The sequence below is a fragment of the Vibrio sp. RM-41-2B genome (genome assembly GCF_024744415.1).
Classification (GTDB): domain Bacteria; phylum Pseudomonadota; class Gammaproteobacteria; order Enterobacterales; family Vibrionaceae; genus Vibrio; species Vibrio diabolicus.
The window spans coordinates 121,786-140,589 of record NZ_JAMQWD010000019.1 but is presented as its reverse complement, the minus strand read 5'-3'; the positions used below and the strand labels follow the sequence as shown (position 1 = coordinate 140,589).

Sequence of the window (18,804 nt, the reverse complement as noted above, 5' to 3'; positions counted from 1 at the left end):
TCCTACTTACTTATTTATGTCTGCTCGAATAGATTGAGCAGCTCTGCTTTGGCTTGTTGATGGAGGGGATCTGAATGCCATTTCTGATGTTGAATAAGGTCAACATTGACTTGCCAAGCCAGCTTTGTGAAATCATCCCCAACTCTTTTCAGTGTGTTCGGTGAATACGCGACTAAATGCTCCGGAAGAAAGCACCAACCAAACCCTTTATTCGCTAATTCCAACAAAATATAGTAGTTATCAGCGTACCAGATATCCGGGCTGAATGCTTGATTGAGACCACATGGCTCTGCGTTTTTGGAGCGTATGACCAGTTGACGATGTTGTTTGAGTTGATCAATGTGAGTGACGCGTTGCTGTGCCAGAGCGTGTGTTGAAGAGACATAGACATCGAACGCAATGTTACCAAGATTAGTGAAATCGATATGTCTTGGCATTTGTAAGTCACTCAAAATAATCCCAGTAGTGGCGCGCTCCGATTTGACTAATTCAATGATATCCGGACTTGAAGCTGTTAAGCATTCAACTTGCAAATGTGGAAAGCGTTGCTCTAAATTTTTTAGCACGTCGGGCAAGCGAGTCAGAGGAATCCCTTCATCAATGGCTAAAACCAATTTATTAGTTGGTGTTGAAAAAAGCTGTGATGCTCTGTTGTTCAATCGGTCTAGTTGGCTGATTGCCGCTTGTGCATAAGGTATGAGCGCGAGGCCACTCTCGGTTAATTTCGGATATCGACCAGAGCGATCAAATAGATCAACACCACAGTCGACCTCCATATTTATGATGTGTTGGCTGACTACGGATTGAGCTCGCCCCAGTTTTCTTGCCGCACCTGAAAATGATCCGGTTTCTGATGTAGCAATGAAAGCTTGCAGTTGTTCGATGGTAAACATATCGCTTTTGCCGATGGTATCTAACTTTTTTTTATCTGAATAATAGATAAAATTCTAAGCATTGAGTAGAACTATTTGGACAGAGAAATATGACTCGTAACGAACGAATTTTTCATGCAGTACTTTTTGAGTTAATCGCACTCGCGATCATTGTGCCAGCGGCTTCATTGATCACCGGAAAGGGATCGAGTGATCTCGCGTTAGTTGGGATTGGGTTGAGCATGTATACCGTCGTATGGAATTACATCTACAACTTGTACTTTGATAAGTGGTTTGGCAGCAATCGAACTGAGCGAAGTTTAGCGATGCGTTTTGGGCATACAATTGGATTCGAGGGAGGGTTGATCTTTATCTCTATACCCGTCATTGCTTGGTTCTTAGAAATTACGCTTCTCCAAGCTCTGGTGTTGGAAGCTGGCTTCCTAGTGTTCTTCCTATTTTATGCCACAGGCTTTAATTGGTTGTACGACAAGGTTCAGCCATTTAGCAAAATGAAAAAACGATTAGCACCGCAGGTTTCGGCAGGAACAAAATGCAGGGACCAATAAAAAACGCCACCGAATTCGGTGGCGTTTTTGTTCAAATTACACAGAAAGGACTCTTAAAATCTTATCTGCATGCTCTGCGACTTCAATACCTTCATCTGTTAAATAACCACCATCAGGCTGTGTACAAAGTTGCTTCTCGTATAGACGAGCAACGGCTGCCTGCATTTCTTCTGACGCGTCTGTATGAACTTTAATACCAGTTGCAGCACTACTTAAGTCGAACTGAAGAAGTAGGTTCAATTCGGCGATATGTTCAGCTGAATATTTCATAAATGATTCCTTTACGCTTTTTTTACCAAGCTAGTCTGAAAAGAAGAGTTGAGCAACATTAAACGATAAGAAGTGTTAAGTATGGCGCTATCAGGCTGATATAACGCAGGATCTTTGTTCGAAAGGCAGAATACTTGTTAAGTATCAATGATAGTTACGATTGCTAATGATAGTTGACCTTTATTGGTTGATCTCTCGATAACAACATTTTTAGTAAACATGTTAAATAGCGCTTGAAAAAGTAGGGAAATGGAGCGATTATCCGCGCCTCTTTAATTGTTTCTAAATGTTACACCACAATGAACTTCAATCAGTTTGACTCACTATTACCGCCTCAGGCTGCGGAACGCGCGGCTGAAGTGGGGGTAGGTAAAGCAACTAAAGCACCGATCAAATCTTTTTTATTGGCAATTTCTGCCGGACTTCATATTGGTATTGCGTTCATCTTTTACACCACGGTGACAACAGGTGCAGGCGACCTTCCATGGGGTATTACCAGGCTAATCGGTGGCCTAGCCTTCAGCCTTGGTTTGATTCTTGTTGTCGTTACAGGTGGTGAGCTTTTCACTAGCTCAGTATTAACATTGGTAGCGCGAGCCAGTGGAAAGATCTCGTGGCAAGCGCTAATCAAAAACTGGTTTGTGGTTTATTTCGGCAACATGGTTGGTGCTCTTTTGTTGGTAGCATGCATGTTGGTCACCAAGCAGTATATGTTTGATCACGGCCAAGTTGGCCTCAACGCGATGGCGATCTCTCAACACAAATTGCACCATGGTTTCTTTGCTGCTGTTGCGCTTGGCATCATGTGTAACGTGCTGGTGTGTATTGCTGTTTGGATGACGTTTAGTGGACGTACATTAACTGACAAAATAGCGGTCATGATTCTGCCAGTAGCTATGTTCGTGTCGGCAGGTTTCGAGCACTGTATTGCGAACATGTTCCAAGTACCCATGGCGATTGGAATCAAATATTTTGCACCGGAAGCATTTTGGCAAATGACAGGGGCGGATATTGCAAACTATGCGGACTTAAACATGATGGGGTTCATCGTAAATAACCTTATCCCTGTAACGATAGGGAACATCATTGGTGGCGGTGTATTCGTTGGTATGTGGTATTGGATGATTTATCTACGTGATGAAGACAAGCATTTACGATAAATCTAAAAGAATAAAAGAAAGGCGAGCCAAATGGTTCGCCTTTCTTTTATTCGTGTCGATAAGTTTCACACAAATCGAGTGAGTTAAATCAGCTCTTCATTGATGCCAAAATCGGTTGGGAGCCAATGAGAAGTCACTTCCTTTGGTTCTTGAACGAGCCAGTCCAGAGGTGCATCGGATAGGAGTTCATCGTAATTTTCTTTGATCATTAAGACATCCATGTACGTCTCTCCAAGTTTGTGGTCACTATCTTTACTCTAAAATTAGAATATGTCAGGCAAGTGATCAAAGCATGACGATTAGATTGATCACTTATGCTGCTATGTTTCTGGTTGCGTATGGGTTTAGGGTGTTTATCCACATTTTCTGTGGATAACCTGTCTCAAAGGCCGTGCGTATCTAAACTTGCAAAGAAAATTTCATAAAATTAGAGGCTTATACTCGAGAGAATTCTGTCTGACTTTTCTCCAGAAAGCGTCTTGATGAATGTTTAAAGAATGGATGAGTTATTCAGGTAAAAGTGCGTTTGACTTGATAATACAAGCCCTTTCACTGGCTTTGTTCACACGCTTAAACTATCTATGAGTTTTGGTAGGTTCTGGTTGTTGGATTTTTATTTTGATCCGGCCTTCTTTCGTTTGTACCCAGCTCAGTGTCATCTCCAGCGTAATAGCGACGGAGGTACTCAACATGACGAAAATAGCCAGCATAATCACCAACTGATATTTAATTGCAACCATCGGGCTTGCGCCACCTAGAATTTGACCAGTCATCATGCCTGGCAAGGTAACCAGCCCTGTAGTGGCCATAGAGGCTAAAGTTGGAGCAAGTGACTTTCTAAGGGCCTCTTGAATGAAGGGGAATGATGCATAACGAGGAGAGGCACCAAGTGAGATAGCAGCCTCGTATTCTGATTGTCTCTGTTCAAAAGCCGTAAATAAATTCTGCAGTGCGATGATGTTACTACTTAAGCTGTTACCCAATAGCATGCCCGCAAGTGGGATCATGTACTGGGCGTTGTAAATAGGGGATGGCTGCACTAGGCCTGCGGTAATCGCTATAAGAAGTGGAATTAGACCACAGGTTAAGCCTGTAAGAAGAGGAAGCATAAGTGGCTTTTTAGGCAGGCGAGCTTTTCCTGCAATTGAGCTTGCGCCAATCAGTAACATGATGGCAAGCCAAAGTATATTGACCAGTAAGCTGTTTAATTGAAAAAGATATTCTAAATACACGCCAATCAATATGAGCTGAAGTGTCATACGAATAACACTAATTATTGTGTCTTTCGCAATCCCTAATTTGTAGCGGGCATTAATAAAGAAGGGAACCAACAAAATCAGACCAAACAATGCCAGTTTGGTCCAACTTATATCCACCACGCTATCCATAATCGCTCCTCGAAAATCCGCGAATAATTGTAACTAAGCTCCTCCTTTATATGAACATCAATGTGCATTTTTTTGATGTTCTCAACGTAAACCTTTAGCGCTATTTTTGTCATTATTTCGCATCATTTTATTCACAATTGATTATCTTTTGACGGGTTTTTAAGCCAATTTATGACCCGTTAATTACTATCCAAATGTAACTTATGTTTGGTGAATGTTGTTGTTTTAACAATTGGTTAAAAGACTTATTTTGTCACATCTGTTCATGTTTTTTAATAAATAACATCAATCAATCACATCTCTGGATGAGCTCAAAAAAGTGTTGAATTACAAGGTCTGAGAGCTCTTATTTGATTGAACCTTACTATTAGTATGGTCTAACATTTTCCATTAGAGATTGTAAAAAACTTAAGCTTGGTTACGCGGGCTTTTCAATAACACTAGATACAAAATAGGCAAATGTATGAGTGATGTTAATAAAATTGAGAGTGGTGAAAAACGCTCCCTGGAGTGGAAGTCGTTCCTCTTCATTGCAGTTGTTCTCTTCCCAATTCTGAGTGTGGCTTTTGTCGGCGGTTACGGGTTCATCGTTTGGATGTTGCAAGTGTTCTTCTTTGGACCTCCAGGCGCGCACGGCATGTAAGCCTGTGAGCTCATAACCACACTTTTGAAAAGATTTTAAGAGAGCAAATAATGAAATCATTAATCATTAAACTGTGGCGTACCATGACGCGCCCAGCTGTACATATCAGCCTAGGTGTGCTGACTATGGGCGGCTTCATTGCTGGTGTTATCTTTTGGGGTGGCTTTAACACCGCTCTAGAAGCAACCAACACAGAAGAATTCTGTATTAGTTGTCACACAATGCGTGACAACGTGTACGTTGAGCTGCAAGAAACGGTTCACTGGAAAAACCATTCAGGCGTTCGTGCTACTTGCCCTGACTGTCACGTTCCTCATAACTGGACAGACAAAATTGCTCGTAAAATGCAGGCGTCTAAAGAGGTATTTGCACAAGTATTTGGCAACTACGACGAACCGGGTGTGTTCGAAGAGCGTCGTATCGAACTTGCGAAACACGAATGGGATCGTTTCTCGGCAAACAAATCTTTAGAGTGTAAGAACTGTCACAATTATGAATCGATGGATTTCGAGCAAATGTCTCCAACCGCTCGTATCCAAATGAAGCAAGCAGCAGAGAAAGATCAAAGCTGTGTTGACTGTCATAAAGGTATCGCGCATAACCTGCCAGCAGGTATGGACAGCATCGGCGGTATCGTGGGTGACCTAGAAGGTATGACTTCAAATACAGATTACTCTGTAGGTCAGCAACTAGTGAGTGTTCGTCACCTACCTATTTACTTTGATGCACAAGGCACTAAAGAAGCCGGTCTTCTTAACCCAGCATCGACCGTTAAAGTTCTTGAAGACAAAGGCGAGTTTGTTGAAATCGAAATCGATGGCTGGCGTAAAGCGAAAGGTTTTGGTCGCGTAATTCAAGAAGACTTCGGTAAGAACATTGCGACTGCGTCTCTGATGAAAGAAGCAGCGACAGATAGCAACATTGTGACGACTGGTGAGAAAAAAGTGGATGAGCTAACGGGTCTTCCATGGGAAAAAGTGGCAGCGAAAGTATGGCTTAAGAAAGAGTCTATGCTGAACGACATCAATCCTGTTTGGGAAAAATCTCGTGAAGCGTACAAAACCAACTGTTCAGTATGTCACACGCAACCTGCGGAAGCGCACTTCGACGCGAACACCTGGCCAGGTATGTTCGACGGCATGTTGGCGTTCGTTAACCTAGATACAGACAGTGAAGCCCTGATCTTGAAGTATCTACAGAAACACTCTTCAGATTATGCTGAAGGTCACCACTAATAAGCGTCGGATTGGAGTAATTTAAATGGCTATTACACGAAGAAGTTTTCTTAAAGGTGTAGCAACCACAAGTGCAGCGTCAGTTATTGGTCCTAGCTTATTGGCGTCAGCCTCTGCCAATGCTGTTGAGACGACGGGTACTTGGAAAGTAACAGGTTCTCACTGGGGCGCGTTCCGCGCCCACATCTACGCGGGTAAAGTTCAAGAGATCAAACCGCTAGAGCTAGACAAAAACCCAACTGAAATGCTAAACGGCATCAAGGGCATTATTTACAGCCCTTCACGTGTGCGTTACCCAATGGTTCGTCTAGATTGGTTGAAGAAACACAAATACAGCGCCGATACTCGCGGTAACAACCGTTTCATCCGCGTGACTTGGGATGAAGCGCTAGATTTGTTCTACCGTGAACTAGAACGTATTCAAAAAGACTACGGTCCATGGGCGCTACACGCAGGTCAAACGGGTTGGAACCAAACAGGTTCATTCAACAACTGTACCGCGCACATGCAACGTGCAGTGGGTATGCACGGCAACTTCATCACGAAAGTAGGTGACTACTCGACGGGTGCAGGTCAAACCATCATGCCTTACGTACTTGGTTCAACCGAAGTTTACGCACAAGGTACGTCTTGGTCTGAAATCCTAGAGAACTCTGACAACATCGTTCTTTGGGCTAACGACCCAGTGAAAAACCTTCAAGTAGGTTGGAACTGTGAAACGCATGAGTCGTTCAAGTACCTAGCACAACTAAAAGAAAAAGTAGCGAAAGGTGAGATCAACGTTCTATCTGTAGATCCAGTGAAGAACAAGACTCAGCGCTACTTAGAGAACGATCACTTGTACATTAACCCGCTGACAGACGTAGCGTTCATGCTTGCTGTGGCGCACGTGCTGTACAACGAAGATTTGTACGATAAGAAGTTCATTGATACTTACTGTCTAGGCTTTGAAGAGTTTATTCAATACGTTCAAGGTAAGACAAAAGATAAAGTAGAGAAAACACCAGAGTGGGCTGCGGCTATCTGTGGCGTGAAAGCGGACAAGATTCGCGAATTCGCGCGTATGCTAGTAAGTGGTCGTACACAGATCCTGATGGGTTGGTGTATCCAGCGTCAAGAGCACGGTGAGCAACCATACTGGGCGGCGGCTGTGGTTGCTGCAATGGTTGGTCAAATCGGTCTACCTGGCGGTGGTATCTCTTACGGTCACCATTACTCAAGTATCGGTGTACCTTCAACTGGTTTCGCGGGCCCTGGTGGTTTCCCTCGTAACCTTGACCAAGGTATGAAGCCGAAGTGGGACAACAACGACTTTAACGGTTACAGCCGTACTATCCCAGTTGCACGTTGGATCGACTGTCTGCTAGAACCAGGCAAAGAGATCAACTACAACGGCGGTAAAGTGAAACTGCCAGACTTCAAGATGATGGTGATCTCGGGTTGCAACCCATGGCACCACCATCAAGATCGTAACCGCATGAAGAAAGCGTTCCGCAAACTTCAAACGGTTGTAACGATCGAGTTTGCTTGGACTGCAACATGTCGTTTCTCGGATATCGTTCTACCTGCGTGTACGCAATGGGAACGTAACGACATCGACGTATACGGTTCATACTCGAACAAAGGTCTGATTGCAATGCATCGTCTCGTCGATCCATTGTTCCAATCTAAGCCTGACTTCCAAATCATGAGTGAACTAACTCAACGTTTTGGTCGCCGCGAAGAATACACTCGTGGTATGAGCGAGATGGAATGGATCGAAAGCCTTTACAACGATTGTAAGAAAGCGAACGAAGGTAAGTTTGAAATGCCAGAATTCAACGAGTTCTGGGAGAAGAGCGTACTAGACTTCGGTGAAGGTAAACCTTGGGTTCGTCATGCGGACTTCCGTAAAGACCCTGAGCTTAACCCACTAGGTACGCCATCTGGTTTCATCGAGATCACGTCTCGTAAGATCGGCCGTTACGGCTACGAACACTGTCAAGAACACCCAATGTGGTTCGAAAAATCAGAGCGTTCACACGGTGGCCCTGGTTCAGATAAATACCCATTCTGGTTGCAGTCTTGTCACCCAGACAAGCGTCTGCACTCTCAAATGTGTGAATCTGAAGAGTTCCGTGCAACTTACGCGGTGCAAGGTCGTGAGCCTGTTTACATCAACCCAGCGGATGCGAAAGCGAAAGGCATCAAAGACGGTGACTTAGTGCGCGTATTCAACGGTCGTGGTCAGCTATTAGCTGGTGCTGTTCTTACTGACAGCTACCCACGTGGCGTTATTCGTATCGAAGAAGGTGCATGGTACGGTCCTCTAAACGAGAAAGAGGGCGCAATCTGTACTTACGGTGACCCTAACACGCTAACGCAAGACATTGGCTCTTCTGAACTTGCGCAGGCGACTTCTGCGAACACATGTATCGTAGACTTCGAGAAGTTCACCGGCAAAGTACCGCCAGTGACTTCATTCGGTGGTCCAATCGAAGTTGCTTAATGAATGCAATTCACATCAATCGAAATACCAGCCTTCGGGCTGGTATTTTTTTAACCAAAATTTCAGTGAGCGTTATCTCAATAATAAATTTGTGACGCTAAACGACAGTAGGATTCGTGACGTCGATAACGAATTGGGTGGGACAAGCAGGGGATAATGAACCAAGCTAAACAATAATAATTAAGTGAGTAGACTCTTTATGGCTCAGAGCATTCAATTGGCAAATCACATTGAGATCACTGTGAATAACAACGACTTCCAAGTTGAAGTTGAGGGTAATCAATTACATTTTTCTTTTGCTGGGCTTCACAATAAAACGTTTACCGACCGTGAAGTGTTGTTCGAGATGCCGTATTTGTACGAGCACGAGGCCAACGTGATTGGCGATGGCTTCCAAATGCTGGCGCAGACAGCGGGAACGGTTAGCCATCCCGTTGAGATTGGTCGCTGTCCAGACAACAACCCTTCTTATCGAATCTATCCCAAAGATGCCCCTAAGCGTTACTACAACTATTTAGTGGTGGAAGGCTCGGCTGGCTATACCTTGTTTGGCTTTACTTCATGTCACCGTTTTGCGGGCTATTTTGATGTTGTCCTGCGTGATGGACATTGGGTTTTATCGGCCGCGATTGATGGTGAGTTTACTCAAGTGGCGGATTGGGAAAGTAATCAACTTGAATCCGTGGCGGTACTCTGCGGCCAATCTCTGTCTGAGCTTTATCAAATCTATGGAGAGATGATTGCAGAGCATCATCCTGTTCGCCAAGGTGTGACACAAGATGCGCCTGTCGGTTGGTGTTCGTGGTATGCCTACTACGCAGACGTGACAGAGCAAAACATCATGCAGAACGTTGATTGCATGCAAGATAAGCTCGAAGACCTAGAATGGGTACTTCTGGATGATGGCTATCAAGCCTTTATGGGCGATTGGTTAACCCCATCGGATAAATTTTCTGGTGGTGTGAAAGAGCTCATTCATAGTATCCGTGCAAAAGGCAAAAAGCCGGCGATTTGGATGGCCCCCTTTATTGCTCAACCTGAGTCGGAGATCTTCAAACAACACCCAGAGTGGTTTGTTCGTCACAAAGATGGAAGCTTACTTAAAGCAGAAGATGTCACATACGGTGGTTGGCGCTGCACGCCTTGGTACATACTCGATACCTCAAACCCAGAAGTGCAAGACCATCTGACGAATGTGGTCTCTGTCATGAGACAAGAGTGGGGCGTTGAATTGTTCAAGCTAGACGCGAACTATTGGGGCACCTTGAAAGGTGTGCGTAAACAATCTGGTATTACAGGCGTTGAGGCGTATCGCTTAGGAATGGAAGCGATTGCTAAAGGCGCTGGTGATGCGTGGCTTTTAGGTTGCAACGCGCCAATGTGGCCATCACTAGGGCTTGTGGATGCAATGCGTGTTTCTGATGACGTAGAACGCCATAGTCGTCGTTTCGAGCAGATAGCCAAAGAAACCTTTTACCGTAGTTGGCAGCATCGAAAACTGTGGCAAATTGATCCGGATTGCGCGACATTCACGTCATTAGCTAATCAAGCCGCATCCAGAGAAGAGTATGAATTTCATCGCACGGTGTTATTGGCGTGTGGTGGTTTGCTGCTGTCTGGCGATCCGCTCCCTGAGATTACGCCATTTGCAAAAAAGACATTGGCTAAGCTCATGCTACGTCAACAACGTAACCAAGAGTCAGCAAAGTTCACGGCTTTGAGTTTAAATCATGCGTTTTTAAAACTAACGACGAAGAATGACCTTCACTGCTTGTTTAACTATACCAGCTACGGGGCGATGGAATTTACGCTGACGTCTGATCAACCGATGGATTGGTATGATTACTGGACAGGAGAAAAGCTAAACCAAGAACCTTGTCAGTTATTAATGGTGAGCGTGGATAAAGGGCTAAATGCGAAAGCGATCGTCACGGCATAACGTGAAGCAAATCGTTCGATTATAAAAACAAGAAAGGAGCCTACTGTGGCTCCTTTCTTGTTTTGACGTCCTGAGCGTTAGAACTCGAATAAAAAGTAATACCCGTATCCAACGATAAAAGCAGGAATGGACGAATAAATAGTCGCGACCAAAGCGGCTTTCGGTGCCATAGCAATGGCGGGGAATAGGGCGTCACCATCATTGGAAATCGCATTTGCCAGCTGTGCCGAAAGTGGAGCAGCACCAGAAATGTATAGGCTGGTGACTAAAATTTGCGGTCCGCAACCAGGCAGCATACCAATGGCTAGGCCAGCTAATGGCATCCATATCCCCCAATGAGAAAAGGTTTCTACGAGATTGATTCCAGAAAAATAGGTCGTCAGTTCAAACGCCAGAAACGCCACGATCACCCAAGCACTGACGAAGTTTGTGTCTTGAGCCGCTTTTTGAATTGGGTGCGAGTCCACAATTTTTTCATCTTCAGAGACCGTTGACTGATAATCGCCGAGCTCTTTTGTCATCGCCCACAACGACATTGTGATCACCGCGAAGATAGCGCCCAGCCATTCAATGGTATTGTCCTGCAAAGACAACAGCTGATTAATATCGATTTGGAAAGACATTAACACAGCAACGACGCTGGCAGGTACAATAAGCCATTTCCAAAACGCGCCTTGCAGATTGATTGCACGTTGTTCAAGAGGCGTGTGTCGGTCTGTCTGGTGTTGGCAACAAGCATGTGTCTGAGGTGCTTCTTTTGGCTCTGGGCGCAGAAAGTTATCAGCATGAAAAGCATTAACGACCAGCCCTGAAAGAGTACCCACGATTATGCCCAATCCAACCACGCCTAATCCAACACTTGGCTTGGCGGCAAGAAGTAAAAAGGCAGCGTCACCCATTGTTGAAGTAAGTACCGCGACAATCGCACCAAATCCCACTCGGCCACTAATAAATTGCGTTGTCACAACAATAGCGCCACCACAGCCAGGCAAAGCACCTAATAAAGAAGCAAAGAAAACCTGATGATTACGCGAGCGATGGTAGAGCTCGGTAATTCGATTGGTTTTCGACATAAAGTTTGAAAGATAATGATAAATTGCCAAGGTGGCGGCAACATAGCATGACACCGCCCAGAATGAGTCGGATAGCGTCTGTACGGCAACGTCACGTGTATTTTCATTGCCTAGCAAAATGAGCATGACGATAGGGATCAGCAATCGCTTATAAGCTAAACGAAACTGAGTAGGCTGAAACAACTGTTGTGCAGAGTGTAAAAATTGGGTCGCGTTCATCGTTTACTCAAATGCAAATAGGAATAATTATCATTATATGTAAATGAGATTTATTCGCAATAGCATTGTGAACTTTTCTTCGTGTCAAACTCTCTGAAATCAGGTAAAGTATCGGCCTTTGTGAGCAAACACGCCCTAATTAACTGTATTAGGCGGCGTATAAAATTGACTTGAATAGGAAGAAACATGATTCTAGTTGTAGGTCATAAGAACCCAGACAGTGACAGTATTTGTAGTGCACTCGTTGCAACTGAACTTCTAAAAGCGCGTGGCGTTGAAGCTATGCCAATTCGCCAAGGCGAAATCAACCGTGAAACTCAGCACATCCTAGAAGTTGCTGGCGCTGAAGTTCCTGAGCTTCGCACATCAGTTGCGGGTGAGACCGTTTGGCTAGTAGATTACTCAGATCTAGCACAAGCACCAGACGATATCGCAGAAGCTGAAATTGCGGGTATTGTTGACCACCACCGCCTAGGTGACGTGATGACAGTAAACCCAATGGAAGCATGGATCTGGCCTGTTGGTTGTACCAACACTGTTCTATTCAACATGTTCAAGATTGAAGGTCACGTGATTACTCCACAAATCGCTAAGCTAATGATGTCAGCAATTCTATCTGACACAGTAGGTTTTGCTTCTCCAACTTGTACACAAAAAGACAAAGATGCCGTTGCTGAGCTAGCGGTAATCGCAGACGTACAAGATGTTGACGCATTCACTAAAGATCTTCTAATTGCTAAGACAAACATCGAAGGTCTATCTGCGGCTGAGCTTGTTGAGAAAGACCTTAAAGGTTACCCATTCAACGGTCGTGACGTAGTGGTTGGTCAGGTTGAACTTGCAACTCTTGAGCAAGTTGACGGTATGATCGAAGCACTAGAAGCGGATCTAGAAGCGCGTTGCGAAAAAGATAATCTTGCATTTGCTGCTGTAATGCTAACAGACATCACGACTGCTCAAACTCGTCTTCTATACAAAGGTGAGTGGGCTGAGAAGCTTGTTAAACACGAAAAAGACGGCATGTTAATGATGGAAAACACGCTAAGCCGTAAGAAGCAAGGTTGGCCTTGGCTTCAAACTGAGCTAGCGTAATTTCATTATTACCAGCATATACTGTAAATGCCCGCTTAGCTGCGGGCATTTTTCTATGGGAAACAGGAGACGAATATGTCTGAGCAACTCACCCAAGAGCAGATGGATACCATCAATCGCTACAACGAAGAGCAACGCTTAAAGTACTGCGTAAAAGAGATTGTGGCGAATCGTAAAGTTTGGATTCTGAAAGATGAACATGGCTGTGTCATGTTAAATACAGAAGATGATGATTGTGTACCAGTATGGCCAAACGAAGAGTTTGCTTTGCAATGGGCTAATGGTGATTGGGAAGATTGCGAGCCAGAAGCGATCTCTCTAAACAAGTGGCACAGTCGTTGGACATCTGGTCTGGAAGATGACGAATTATCTGTTGTTGTATTCCCAAATCAAAATGAAGAAGGGGTGGTTTTGTTTCCTGATGAGTTTGATTTCGAACTTCGCAAACAAGCGAGCCGCCGCTAATTTTTCGATTCGTGTCCATTTAATAGAGCAGCCTGCTTTAACGCAGGCTTCTTTACATTTGCACGATGACATCTTTGATAGGCTATTTTGTTTGGTGGCTTGGCGCCTTATAGAAGTGGCTTTCGACTAGGCGTTGAGTAATAGGATGTTCGGGATGAGTCAATACCTGGTTAGTTTCGCCAAACTCGACCACTTCACCTTCATGCATCACCATCACTTTGTCAGTAATGTGCTTAACAATGCCAATGTGTTGAGATACATACACAAATGACAATCCCATTTCTTCTTGCAACTCGAGGAATAAGTTAATGATCTGTGAGCGCATTGCCATATCCAAACCGTTTAACGCCTCATCAGCGACAATGATGGAAGGTTGAAGAATAAGCGCACGAGCTAAACAAACGCGCTGTTTTTGACCAGCAGCTAGCATTTGTGGATAAAAATAGGCGTGCTCAGGCAGTAATCCTACGCGGAGCAGGGTGTTCTTTACACGCTGCATGCGCGCATCTGGCGGCATGTTGGTGTTTCGCTTTAATGGGCCTTCCAAAATACGGCCAATCTGGATACGCGGGTTGAGCGATGTGTTTGGATCTTGGAAAATCATGCGAATGAGCTTACAGCGTGTCGCGTAATCTTTGTGCTCCAACCGTTCGCCATTCACACGGATCTCTCCGGAGCTTGGCTCTACAACGCCAGCAAGCATACGGGCAAGAGTGGATTTTCCTGAACCGTTTTGGCCAATAAAACCGATAGTTTGCCCCGGCTCCAACGTAAAGCTCACCGGTTTGACAGCCTCATTAACCTGACGTTTGAATAGTCGGGAGCGCGTAACAAACTGCTTCGATAAATTATCGACTTCAAGTAACGCACTCATGACTTTTTCTCCGTGTTCAATGGAAAGTGGCAGTTAAATTTATGATTCTTAATTCGTCTGGTGTGTGGAATTTCAACACATTGTTTCTGCGCATACGGGCAACGTGGACCGAGTCGACAACCGATGGGCAGATGCTGCAATGGCGGAATCGATCCCGGTAGGGATTGGAGTTTTTGCTTGTGTGGTACCCAATCATTAAAGTCGGGCATCGCTTTAAGCAAGGCATCTGTATACGGGTGCTTGGGTGCCGCAATGATTTTACTGGTATCGGCAGACTCTACCGACTGACCACAATACATTACCGTAATGCGGCCCGCCCATTGTGTGATGGTCGCTAAGTCGTGACCGATAAGCAGAATGGTCGTGTTATTGAGCTGGTTCATACGGCTCAATAAACGCAATATTTGCGACTGGGTAATCGGGTCCAAGTCGTTCGTTGGTTCATCTGCGATTAGCAACTTTGGTTTGGTCGCTATCGCCATGGCAATCATGACTTTTTGGCACTCACCATCAGTCAGTTCATAAGGGTAGCTACCAATTAAACGCTTGTGATCTTTAATGCCTACTTTATGCAGAAGCGCGATGGCTTGTTTTTTACGCCATTTAAATCGCTCCCACCATTTCCCTTCAAACGCGCGAGATGGGATGGACTCGATCAATTGACGTCCCACTTCTTCTGAAGGATCAAGACAGGTTGATGGCTCTTGGAAGATCATCGCAATATCACGGGCAATGACACGTCGACGCTCTTTTGGCGTAAGCTGAAGCAAGTCAATATTGCCAAGGCGCATACGGTCCGCGGTAATGCGCCAGTTATCTTTACTTACCCCGACAATCGCTTTTGCAACTAAGCTTTTCCCTGAACCAGACTCACCTACAAGACCACGAATTTCGCCTTCATTCAAAGTTAGGCTCATTCGGTCCACGGCTTTGACCAACCCTTGAGGGGTTTCGATCTCAATAGTCAAATGTCGAATATCTAACAACGGCATTATTCGATCCCCGCATTAAGCGCTTGACGTACACCTTCACCTACTAAGTTTAGGGTAATAACGGTAAACATGATGGTTAGGCCGGGTAGGGTTACGGTCCAAGGTGCAATATAAATCAACTCGACAGAGTCACCTAATATCGCTCCCCACTCAGTACTTGGTGCTTGTGCGCCTAAGCCAAGAAAACCCAGCGCAGTAATATCTAAAATCGCAGCAGACAGCGCGAGCGTGATTTCAGCAGCAATAACCGTCAATATGTTGGGAAGAATTGAACTCCACAGTAAGTAGAAATCATTAGCGCCATCAAGGCGTGCCGCCATTATGTAGTCTTTTTCAACTTCGGTGTGGACTGCGATATAAACGGAGCGAATAAAACGCGGAATCAAAGCCAAGCAGATCGCGAGTAAAATATTGAACCCACCAAAACCTAGAAATGCCACAAAAATGATTGCTAATAAGAGCGACGGGATCGACATGACGGTATCGAGCAAGTGATTGAGGGTACTCGACAGTAAGCCTTTCGTCATACCTGCTAATACGCCAATCAAACAACCTACGACCGCGGCAATCGCAGTGATGGCAACGGCTGCACCAAATGTAAGTTGAGAGCCCATGATCAAGCGTGACAAAATGTCTCGGCCTAAGTCATCGGTTCCCAAAAAGTAATCAACCGTTCCAGCTGGGGCCCATGATGGCGGCACAAGCAATTCGCCTGACTGTGCTTGGGCATCAAACGGCGCAAGCAGTGGCGCAAAAATGGTAATTAGGACGATAAATACCAAGCACCATAGGCCAAACATGGCTAGCCCGTTGGCGCGGTAACTTCGCCAAAATCGCTCAAACTGAGTTGGAATGCGTTCTTCCTGATAAACGTTATTTGTTAGCATACCATTCCTTTCGAACTAGAGGGTTAATCATCGCGCCAATCAAATCAGAGAGAATATTAGCGGTGAGAACCAAAGTCGCAAGTACCATCACGCCAGCTTGGATTGATGCATAATCTTGGTTTGCCAATGCATCTAACAACCAACGACCAATACCTGGCCAGTTAAAAATAGATTCAGTGATGATAGCCAAGGTAATCATACTGGAAAGCTGAACACCGACTTTGGGGATGATAGGCGGTATCGCATTACGCAAGACATGTTGAGTAACGATCTCGCGGTTAGAGAGACCTTTGATTCTCGCTGCACGAATGTAGTTTTGGCTCATCACTTCCGCCACCGAAGAACGCATTAGTCCGACAACCTGCGTGGTTGGAGCCAAAGCGAGCACCAAACATGGCAGCACCATATGCTCAATGACGCTTTGCAGTGCGTGAGCGCGGTATTCACCTTTCGCCATGAATGCGTCGATAATGGCAAATCCGGTTACATGATCAATTTCGTAAAGCAGGTCATATCGTCCTGCCACGGGAAAGAGTTGGTATTCCAATGAAAAAACCATGATAAGTAGCAGAGCCACCCAAAAAATTGGAGCGGAATAACCAGACATCGACATGAATGAAATGCTGGTGTCGAGCCATTTACCTTGCTTCATCCCAGCAACGGTTCCAAGCGGAATACCGATCAAAAGGGACACCAAAAAGGCAAAAAAGCACAGTTCCAAAGTGGCCGGGAATACGACGGCGAGCTCGTCATAAATCGCGTTGCCGTTTTTACTTATGCCAAAATCAAGCTGAGAAAGGTTGATTAAGTAAGTTTGCCAACCAGACCAAAAATCAACGTTTGCCCAGTGCGAGAGAGGGTCAAGGCGTAGCAGAGAAAAGCCCACTAATGTGAGGATCATCAAAGTGATGAAAAATAGGTTAAAGCGTCGAACGGTATACCAAAACATCAGTGAATTCTCTCAACTCTATCAAACGGTTGGGCATTGAAAGGGCTTGATTTGAAGCCTGTCAGTGATTTGTCGTGAACACGGAATTGCACACCATGTGCCAGAGGAATTACCGGGAATTCTTGATTTAAAATGTTCTGCGCTTGGCGATATAGGTTCAGACGGTAACGCGGTTCTTGAGTTTCCAATGCCAAATCGAGTAAGAAATCGAAATCATCGTTACACCACATCGATACGTTGAGGCCAACGCGATCAGACTCACAAGATAATAACGGGCGGAAAAAGTTGTCAGGGTCCCCGGTATCACCAATCCAACCAGTTAAAAGTAAATCGATGTCGTTGATGTTCTCTAAATCCACACGTTCGAATCTATCATCGGTTAGCAACGTTAACTCAACCCCAATATCGGCAAAATTCGCTTGGATTAGCTCCGCGGTCTTGCGAGGACTTGGGTTAAAGGCGCGTGGTTCAAGTGGTACCCACATGGTCAGCTCTAGACCGTCTTCATAGCCAGCATCACGGAGTAGTGCTAATGCATAGTTACGGTCATAACGAATTTTTACGCTGTCCTTTTGATAGGCCCATGAATTAGGCGGTAGCAATGTATAAGCTTGCGAGCCAGTTCCGTAGTAAACCGAATCTAAAATATTCTGACGGTTAATCGCTAAGTTAAGTGCTTGGCGGACGCGAGCATCACTCAGTGCCGTCGTTTCAGTGTTGATCGCAATAAAGGATACGTTGTTGGCTGGCGTAGCAGTTAGCTCAAGATTGTCATTTTCTTGAATAACGGGTATTTGGCTCGAAATAGGCGAAGAGAGCACATCACACTCGTTTCTTAAAAGTTTCGCCAAGGTACCAGTGCCTCGATGAGAGATATCGAACACCACTTGTTCCATTTTCGCGGGTGACTTCCAGTAGTTAGAGTGACGTTCCAAACGAATCAAGTCGTTCACTTGGTATTCTTTTAGCTGATATGGGCCGGTACCGATAGGAAGTTGGTCGATTTCTTCTTTATGATCTTTTGCTGCCAGTTGCTGTCCGTACTCTGCAGACAATATGACAGCATGGCTGGTGGCAATATTTGCCAAGAAGGAAAAATTTGGCTGAGATAAGGTAAACCTTACCGTATGCTCGTCAATCGCAGTCACGTCTTGCAGCAGGTTTTGAAAATCTAACCCTGCAAACCATGGATAAAAACCACCACCTACTTGGTGAAAAGGATGGTCTACATCAATGATTCGCTTGAAGCTAAATACCACATCCTTTGCATTCAATGGGCGAGTGGGAGTGAACCAGGACGTGGTTTGGAATTGAACATTACGTTTAAGCTTAAACGTGTATTCCGTTCCTGACTCATTCACAGACCAACTCTCAGCAATATTTGCTACTGGCTGATGTGATTTAGGATCGAGCGTGAGCAGCGTATCGTACAACTGCGGGCTCAGTGCCTCTGCGGTAATACCGCTATCAATAAGCTGAGGGTTAAACGTGGTTGGCTTACCTTGTCCGCAAAACACAAAGCCAGCTTTGCGAATGTCATTGTGGTCAATTTCATCACCACAAGCGGTCAGTAGGCTAATCCCAATAAGGCTCAGCGATAATCTTATAAAAGCATTCATAATATGAAATGTTCATTGGATCTTGCTTGTTTCATTTGATCTTACTCTTTCAGAGCTAACAAGCGAAAAT

The 18,804-nt window shown here is 44.9% G+C and carries 18 protein-coding genes; 8 read left to right on the top strand and 10 right to left on the bottom strand.

Annotation, left to right across the window (positions count from 1 at the left end):
• Nucleotides 1-14 precede the first annotated feature (14 nt).
• Nucleotides 15-893 carry a LysR family transcriptional regulator gene (locus tag NB463_RS13615; protein WP_005390908.1) on the bottom strand — a complete coding sequence of 293 codons (879 nt, stop codon included), beginning with the start codon at nucleotides 891-893 and terminating at the stop codon, nucleotides 15-17.
• Between the two features lie 89 nt (nucleotides 894-982).
• Here NB463_RS13615 and NB463_RS13610 point away from each other — a divergent pair, with 89 nt between their 5' ends.
• On the top strand, nucleotides 983-1,441 hold the full coding sequence (locus NB463_RS13610; protein ID WP_005390910.1) for a PACE efflux transporter: 459 nt from the start codon (nucleotides 983-985) through the stop codon (nucleotides 1,439-1,441).
• 36 nt (nucleotides 1,442-1,477) lie between these two features.
• Here the strand turns inward: NB463_RS13610 and NB463_RS13605 are convergent, their stop codons facing one another.
• Nucleotides 1,478-1,711 (bottom strand): TIGR02647 family protein, encoded by a 234-nt coding sequence (locus tag NB463_RS13605; protein WP_005378148.1) that lies wholly within the window; start codon nucleotides 1,709-1,711, stop codon nucleotides 1,478-1,480.
• Between the two features lie 299 nt (nucleotides 1,712-2,010).
• Between NB463_RS13605 and focA the strand changes: the two genes are divergently transcribed.
• On the top strand, nucleotides 2,011-2,871 hold the full coding sequence (gene focA, locus NB463_RS13600) for a formate transporter FocA (RefSeq protein WP_005393324.1): 861 nt from the start codon (nucleotides 2,011-2,013) through the stop codon (nucleotides 2,869-2,871).
• An 83-nt stretch (nucleotides 2,872-2,954) separates the two neighbouring features.
• Here the strand turns inward: focA and NB463_RS13595 are convergent, their stop codons facing one another.
• Nucleotides 2,955-3,092, bottom strand: a complete 138-nt coding sequence (locus NB463_RS13595; RefSeq protein ID WP_005378145.1) for a hypothetical protein — start codon at nucleotides 3,090-3,092, stop codon at nucleotides 2,955-2,957.
• A gap of 354 nt (nucleotides 3,093-3,446) precedes the next feature.
• On the bottom strand, nucleotides 3,447-4,259 hold the full coding sequence (locus NB463_RS13590; RefSeq protein WP_065645351.1) for an ABC transporter permease: 813 nt from the start codon (nucleotides 4,257-4,259) through the stop codon (nucleotides 3,447-3,449).
• A gap of 463 nt (nucleotides 4,260-4,722) precedes the next feature.
• Here NB463_RS13590 and torE point away from each other — a divergent pair, with 463 nt between their 5' ends.
• From torE to NB463_RS13570, 4 genes are all read left to right on the top strand, one after another.
• The gene (gene torE, locus NB463_RS13585; RefSeq protein WP_005378141.1) at nucleotides 4,723-4,902 is read left to right on the top strand and encodes a trimethylamine N-oxide reductase system protein TorE; all 180 of its coding nucleotides are present in this window, start codon (nucleotides 4,723-4,725) and stop codon (nucleotides 4,900-4,902) included.
• 50 nt (nucleotides 4,903-4,952) lie between these two features.
• Complete coding sequence (torC, locus tag NB463_RS13580; protein ID WP_031780338.1) at nucleotides 4,953-6,137, top strand: pentaheme c-type cytochrome TorC; 1,185 nt, start codon at nucleotides 4,953-4,955, stop codon at nucleotides 6,135-6,137.
• A gap of 25 nt (nucleotides 6,138-6,162) precedes the next feature.
• A complete protein-coding gene (gene torA / locus NB463_RS13575; protein ID WP_041156583.1) occupies nucleotides 6,163-8,625 on the top strand; it encodes a trimethylamine-N-oxide reductase TorA in 2,463 nt (820 codons plus the stop codon).
• 199 nt (nucleotides 8,626-8,824) lie between these two features.
• Entirely contained in the window at nucleotides 8,825-10,564 is a 1,740-nt protein-coding gene (locus NB463_RS13570; protein ID WP_258430840.1) for a glycoside hydrolase family 36 protein, read from the top strand.
• Between the two features lie 77 nt (nucleotides 10,565-10,641).
• On the opposite strand, the gene NB463_RS13565 is transcribed toward NB463_RS13570, so the two are convergent.
• Nucleotides 10,642-11,856 carry a putative manganese transporter gene (locus tag NB463_RS13565; RefSeq protein ID WP_258430839.1) on the bottom strand — a complete coding sequence of 405 codons (1,215 nt, stop codon included), beginning with the start codon at nucleotides 11,854-11,856 and terminating at the stop codon, nucleotides 10,642-10,644.
• Nucleotides 11,857-12,042: 186 nt separating this feature from the next.
• Between NB463_RS13565 and NB463_RS13560 the strand changes: the two genes are divergently transcribed.
• Nucleotides 12,043-12,948: a manganese-dependent inorganic pyrophosphatase gene (locus tag NB463_RS13560; protein ID WP_258430838.1), complete on the top strand. Its 906-nt coding sequence runs from the start codon at nucleotides 12,043-12,045 to the stop codon at nucleotides 12,946-12,948.
• 75 nt (nucleotides 12,949-13,023) lie between these two features.
• Nucleotides 13,024-13,413 carry a DUF2750 domain-containing protein gene (locus tag NB463_RS13555; protein ID WP_012841946.1) on the top strand — a complete coding sequence of 130 codons (390 nt, stop codon included), beginning with the start codon at nucleotides 13,024-13,026 and terminating at the stop codon, nucleotides 13,411-13,413.
• A gap of 82 nt (nucleotides 13,414-13,495) precedes the next feature.
• Here the strand turns inward: NB463_RS13555 and NB463_RS13550 are convergent, their stop codons facing one another.
• From NB463_RS13550 to sapA, 5 genes are read right to left on the bottom strand one after another with little or no spacing between them, the layout of a single operon-like run.
• Nucleotides 13,496-14,287 carry a peptide ABC transporter ATP-binding protein gene (locus tag NB463_RS13550; RefSeq protein ID WP_005393308.1) on the bottom strand — a complete coding sequence of 264 codons (792 nt, stop codon included), beginning with the start codon at nucleotides 14,285-14,287 and terminating at the stop codon, nucleotides 13,496-13,498.
• On the bottom strand, nucleotides 14,284-15,279 hold the full coding sequence (locus tag NB463_RS13545; protein ID WP_258430837.1) for a peptide ABC transporter ATP-binding protein: 996 nt from the start codon (nucleotides 15,277-15,279) through the stop codon (nucleotides 14,284-14,286). The genes NB463_RS13550 and NB463_RS13545 overlap by 4 nt, the downstream gene beginning before the upstream one ends.
• On the bottom strand, nucleotides 15,279-16,166 hold the full coding sequence (locus NB463_RS13540) for an ABC transporter permease subunit (protein ID WP_005378123.1): 888 nt from the start codon (nucleotides 16,164-16,166) through the stop codon (nucleotides 15,279-15,281). Before NB463_RS13540 ends, NB463_RS13545 begins: the two co-directional genes overlap by 1 nt.
• Nucleotides 16,153-17,115 (bottom strand): ABC transporter permease, encoded by a 963-nt coding sequence (locus NB463_RS13535; protein WP_046874787.1) that lies wholly within the window; start codon nucleotides 17,113-17,115, stop codon nucleotides 16,153-16,155. The genes NB463_RS13540 and NB463_RS13535 overlap by 14 nt, the downstream gene beginning before the upstream one ends.
• A complete protein-coding gene (sapA, locus tag NB463_RS13530; RefSeq protein WP_005393298.1) occupies nucleotides 17,115-18,734 on the bottom strand; it encodes an ABC transporter substrate-binding protein SapA in 1,620 nt (539 codons plus the stop codon). The genes NB463_RS13535 and sapA overlap by 1 nt, the downstream gene beginning before the upstream one ends.
• Nucleotides 18,735-18,804 lie beyond the last annotated feature (70 nt).

What these genes read in the sequence shown, in the direction of transcription:
- NB463_RS13555 (WP_012841946.1), top strand. Translation starts at nt 13,024, where the DNA reads ATGTCTGAGCAACTCACCCAAGAGCAGATGGATACCATCAATCGCTAC.
- NB463_RS13610 (WP_005390910.1), top strand. Translation starts at nt 983, where the DNA reads ATGACTCGTAACGAACGAATTTTTCATGCAGTACTTTTTGAGTTAATC.
- NB463_RS13595 (WP_005378145.1), bottom strand. Translation starts at nt 3,092, where the DNA reads ATGGATGTCTTAATGATCAAAGAAAATTACGATGAACTCCTATCCGAT.
- focA (WP_005393324.1), top strand. Translation starts at nt 2,011, where the DNA reads ATGAACTTCAATCAGTTTGACTCACTATTACCGCCTCAGGCTGCGGAA.
- NB463_RS13540 (WP_005378123.1), bottom strand. Translation starts at nt 16,166, where the DNA reads ATGCTAACAAATAACGTTTATCAGGAAGAACGCATTCCAACTCAGTTT.
- NB463_RS13605 (WP_005378148.1), bottom strand. Translation starts at nt 1,711, where the DNA reads ATGAAATATTCAGCTGAACATATCGCCGAATTGAACCTACTTCTTCAG.
- NB463_RS13565 (WP_258430839.1), bottom strand. Translation starts at nt 11,856, where the DNA reads ATGAACGCGACCCAATTTTTACACTCTGCACAACAGTTGTTTCAGCCT.
- NB463_RS13560 (WP_258430838.1), top strand. Translation starts at nt 12,043, where the DNA reads ATGATTCTAGTTGTAGGTCATAAGAACCCAGACAGTGACAGTATTTGT.
- NB463_RS13545 (WP_258430837.1), bottom strand. Translation starts at nt 15,279, where the DNA reads ATGCCGTTGTTAGATATTCGACATTTGACTATTGAGATCGAAACCCCT.
- torE (WP_005378141.1), top strand. Translation starts at nt 4,723, where the DNA reads ATGAGTGATGTTAATAAAATTGAGAGTGGTGAAAAACGCTCCCTGGAG.
- torC (WP_031780338.1), top strand. Translation starts at nt 4,953, where the DNA reads ATGAAATCATTAATCATTAAACTGTGGCGTACCATGACGCGCCCAGCT.
- sapA (WP_005393298.1), bottom strand. Translation starts at nt 18,734, where the DNA reads ATGAATGCTTTTATAAGATTATCGCTGAGCCTTATTGGGATTAGCCTA.
- NB463_RS13615 (WP_005390908.1), bottom strand. Translation starts at nt 893, where the DNA reads ATGTTTACCATCGAACAACTGCAAGCTTTCATTGCTACATCAGAAACC.
- NB463_RS13570 (WP_258430840.1), top strand. Translation starts at nt 8,825, where the DNA reads ATGGCTCAGAGCATTCAATTGGCAAATCACATTGAGATCACTGTGAAT.
- torA (WP_041156583.1), top strand. Translation starts at nt 6,163, where the DNA reads ATGGCTATTACACGAAGAAGTTTTCTTAAAGGTGTAGCAACCACAAGT.
- NB463_RS13535 (WP_046874787.1), bottom strand. Translation starts at nt 17,115, where the DNA reads ATGTTTTGGTATACCGTTCGACGCTTTAACCTATTTTTCATCACTTTG.
- NB463_RS13590 (WP_065645351.1), bottom strand. Translation starts at nt 4,259, where the DNA reads ATGGATAGCGTGGTGGATATAAGTTGGACCAAACTGGCATTGTTTGGT.
- NB463_RS13550 (WP_005393308.1), bottom strand. Translation starts at nt 14,287, where the DNA reads ATGAGTGCGTTACTTGAAGTCGATAATTTATCGAAGCAGTTTGTTACG.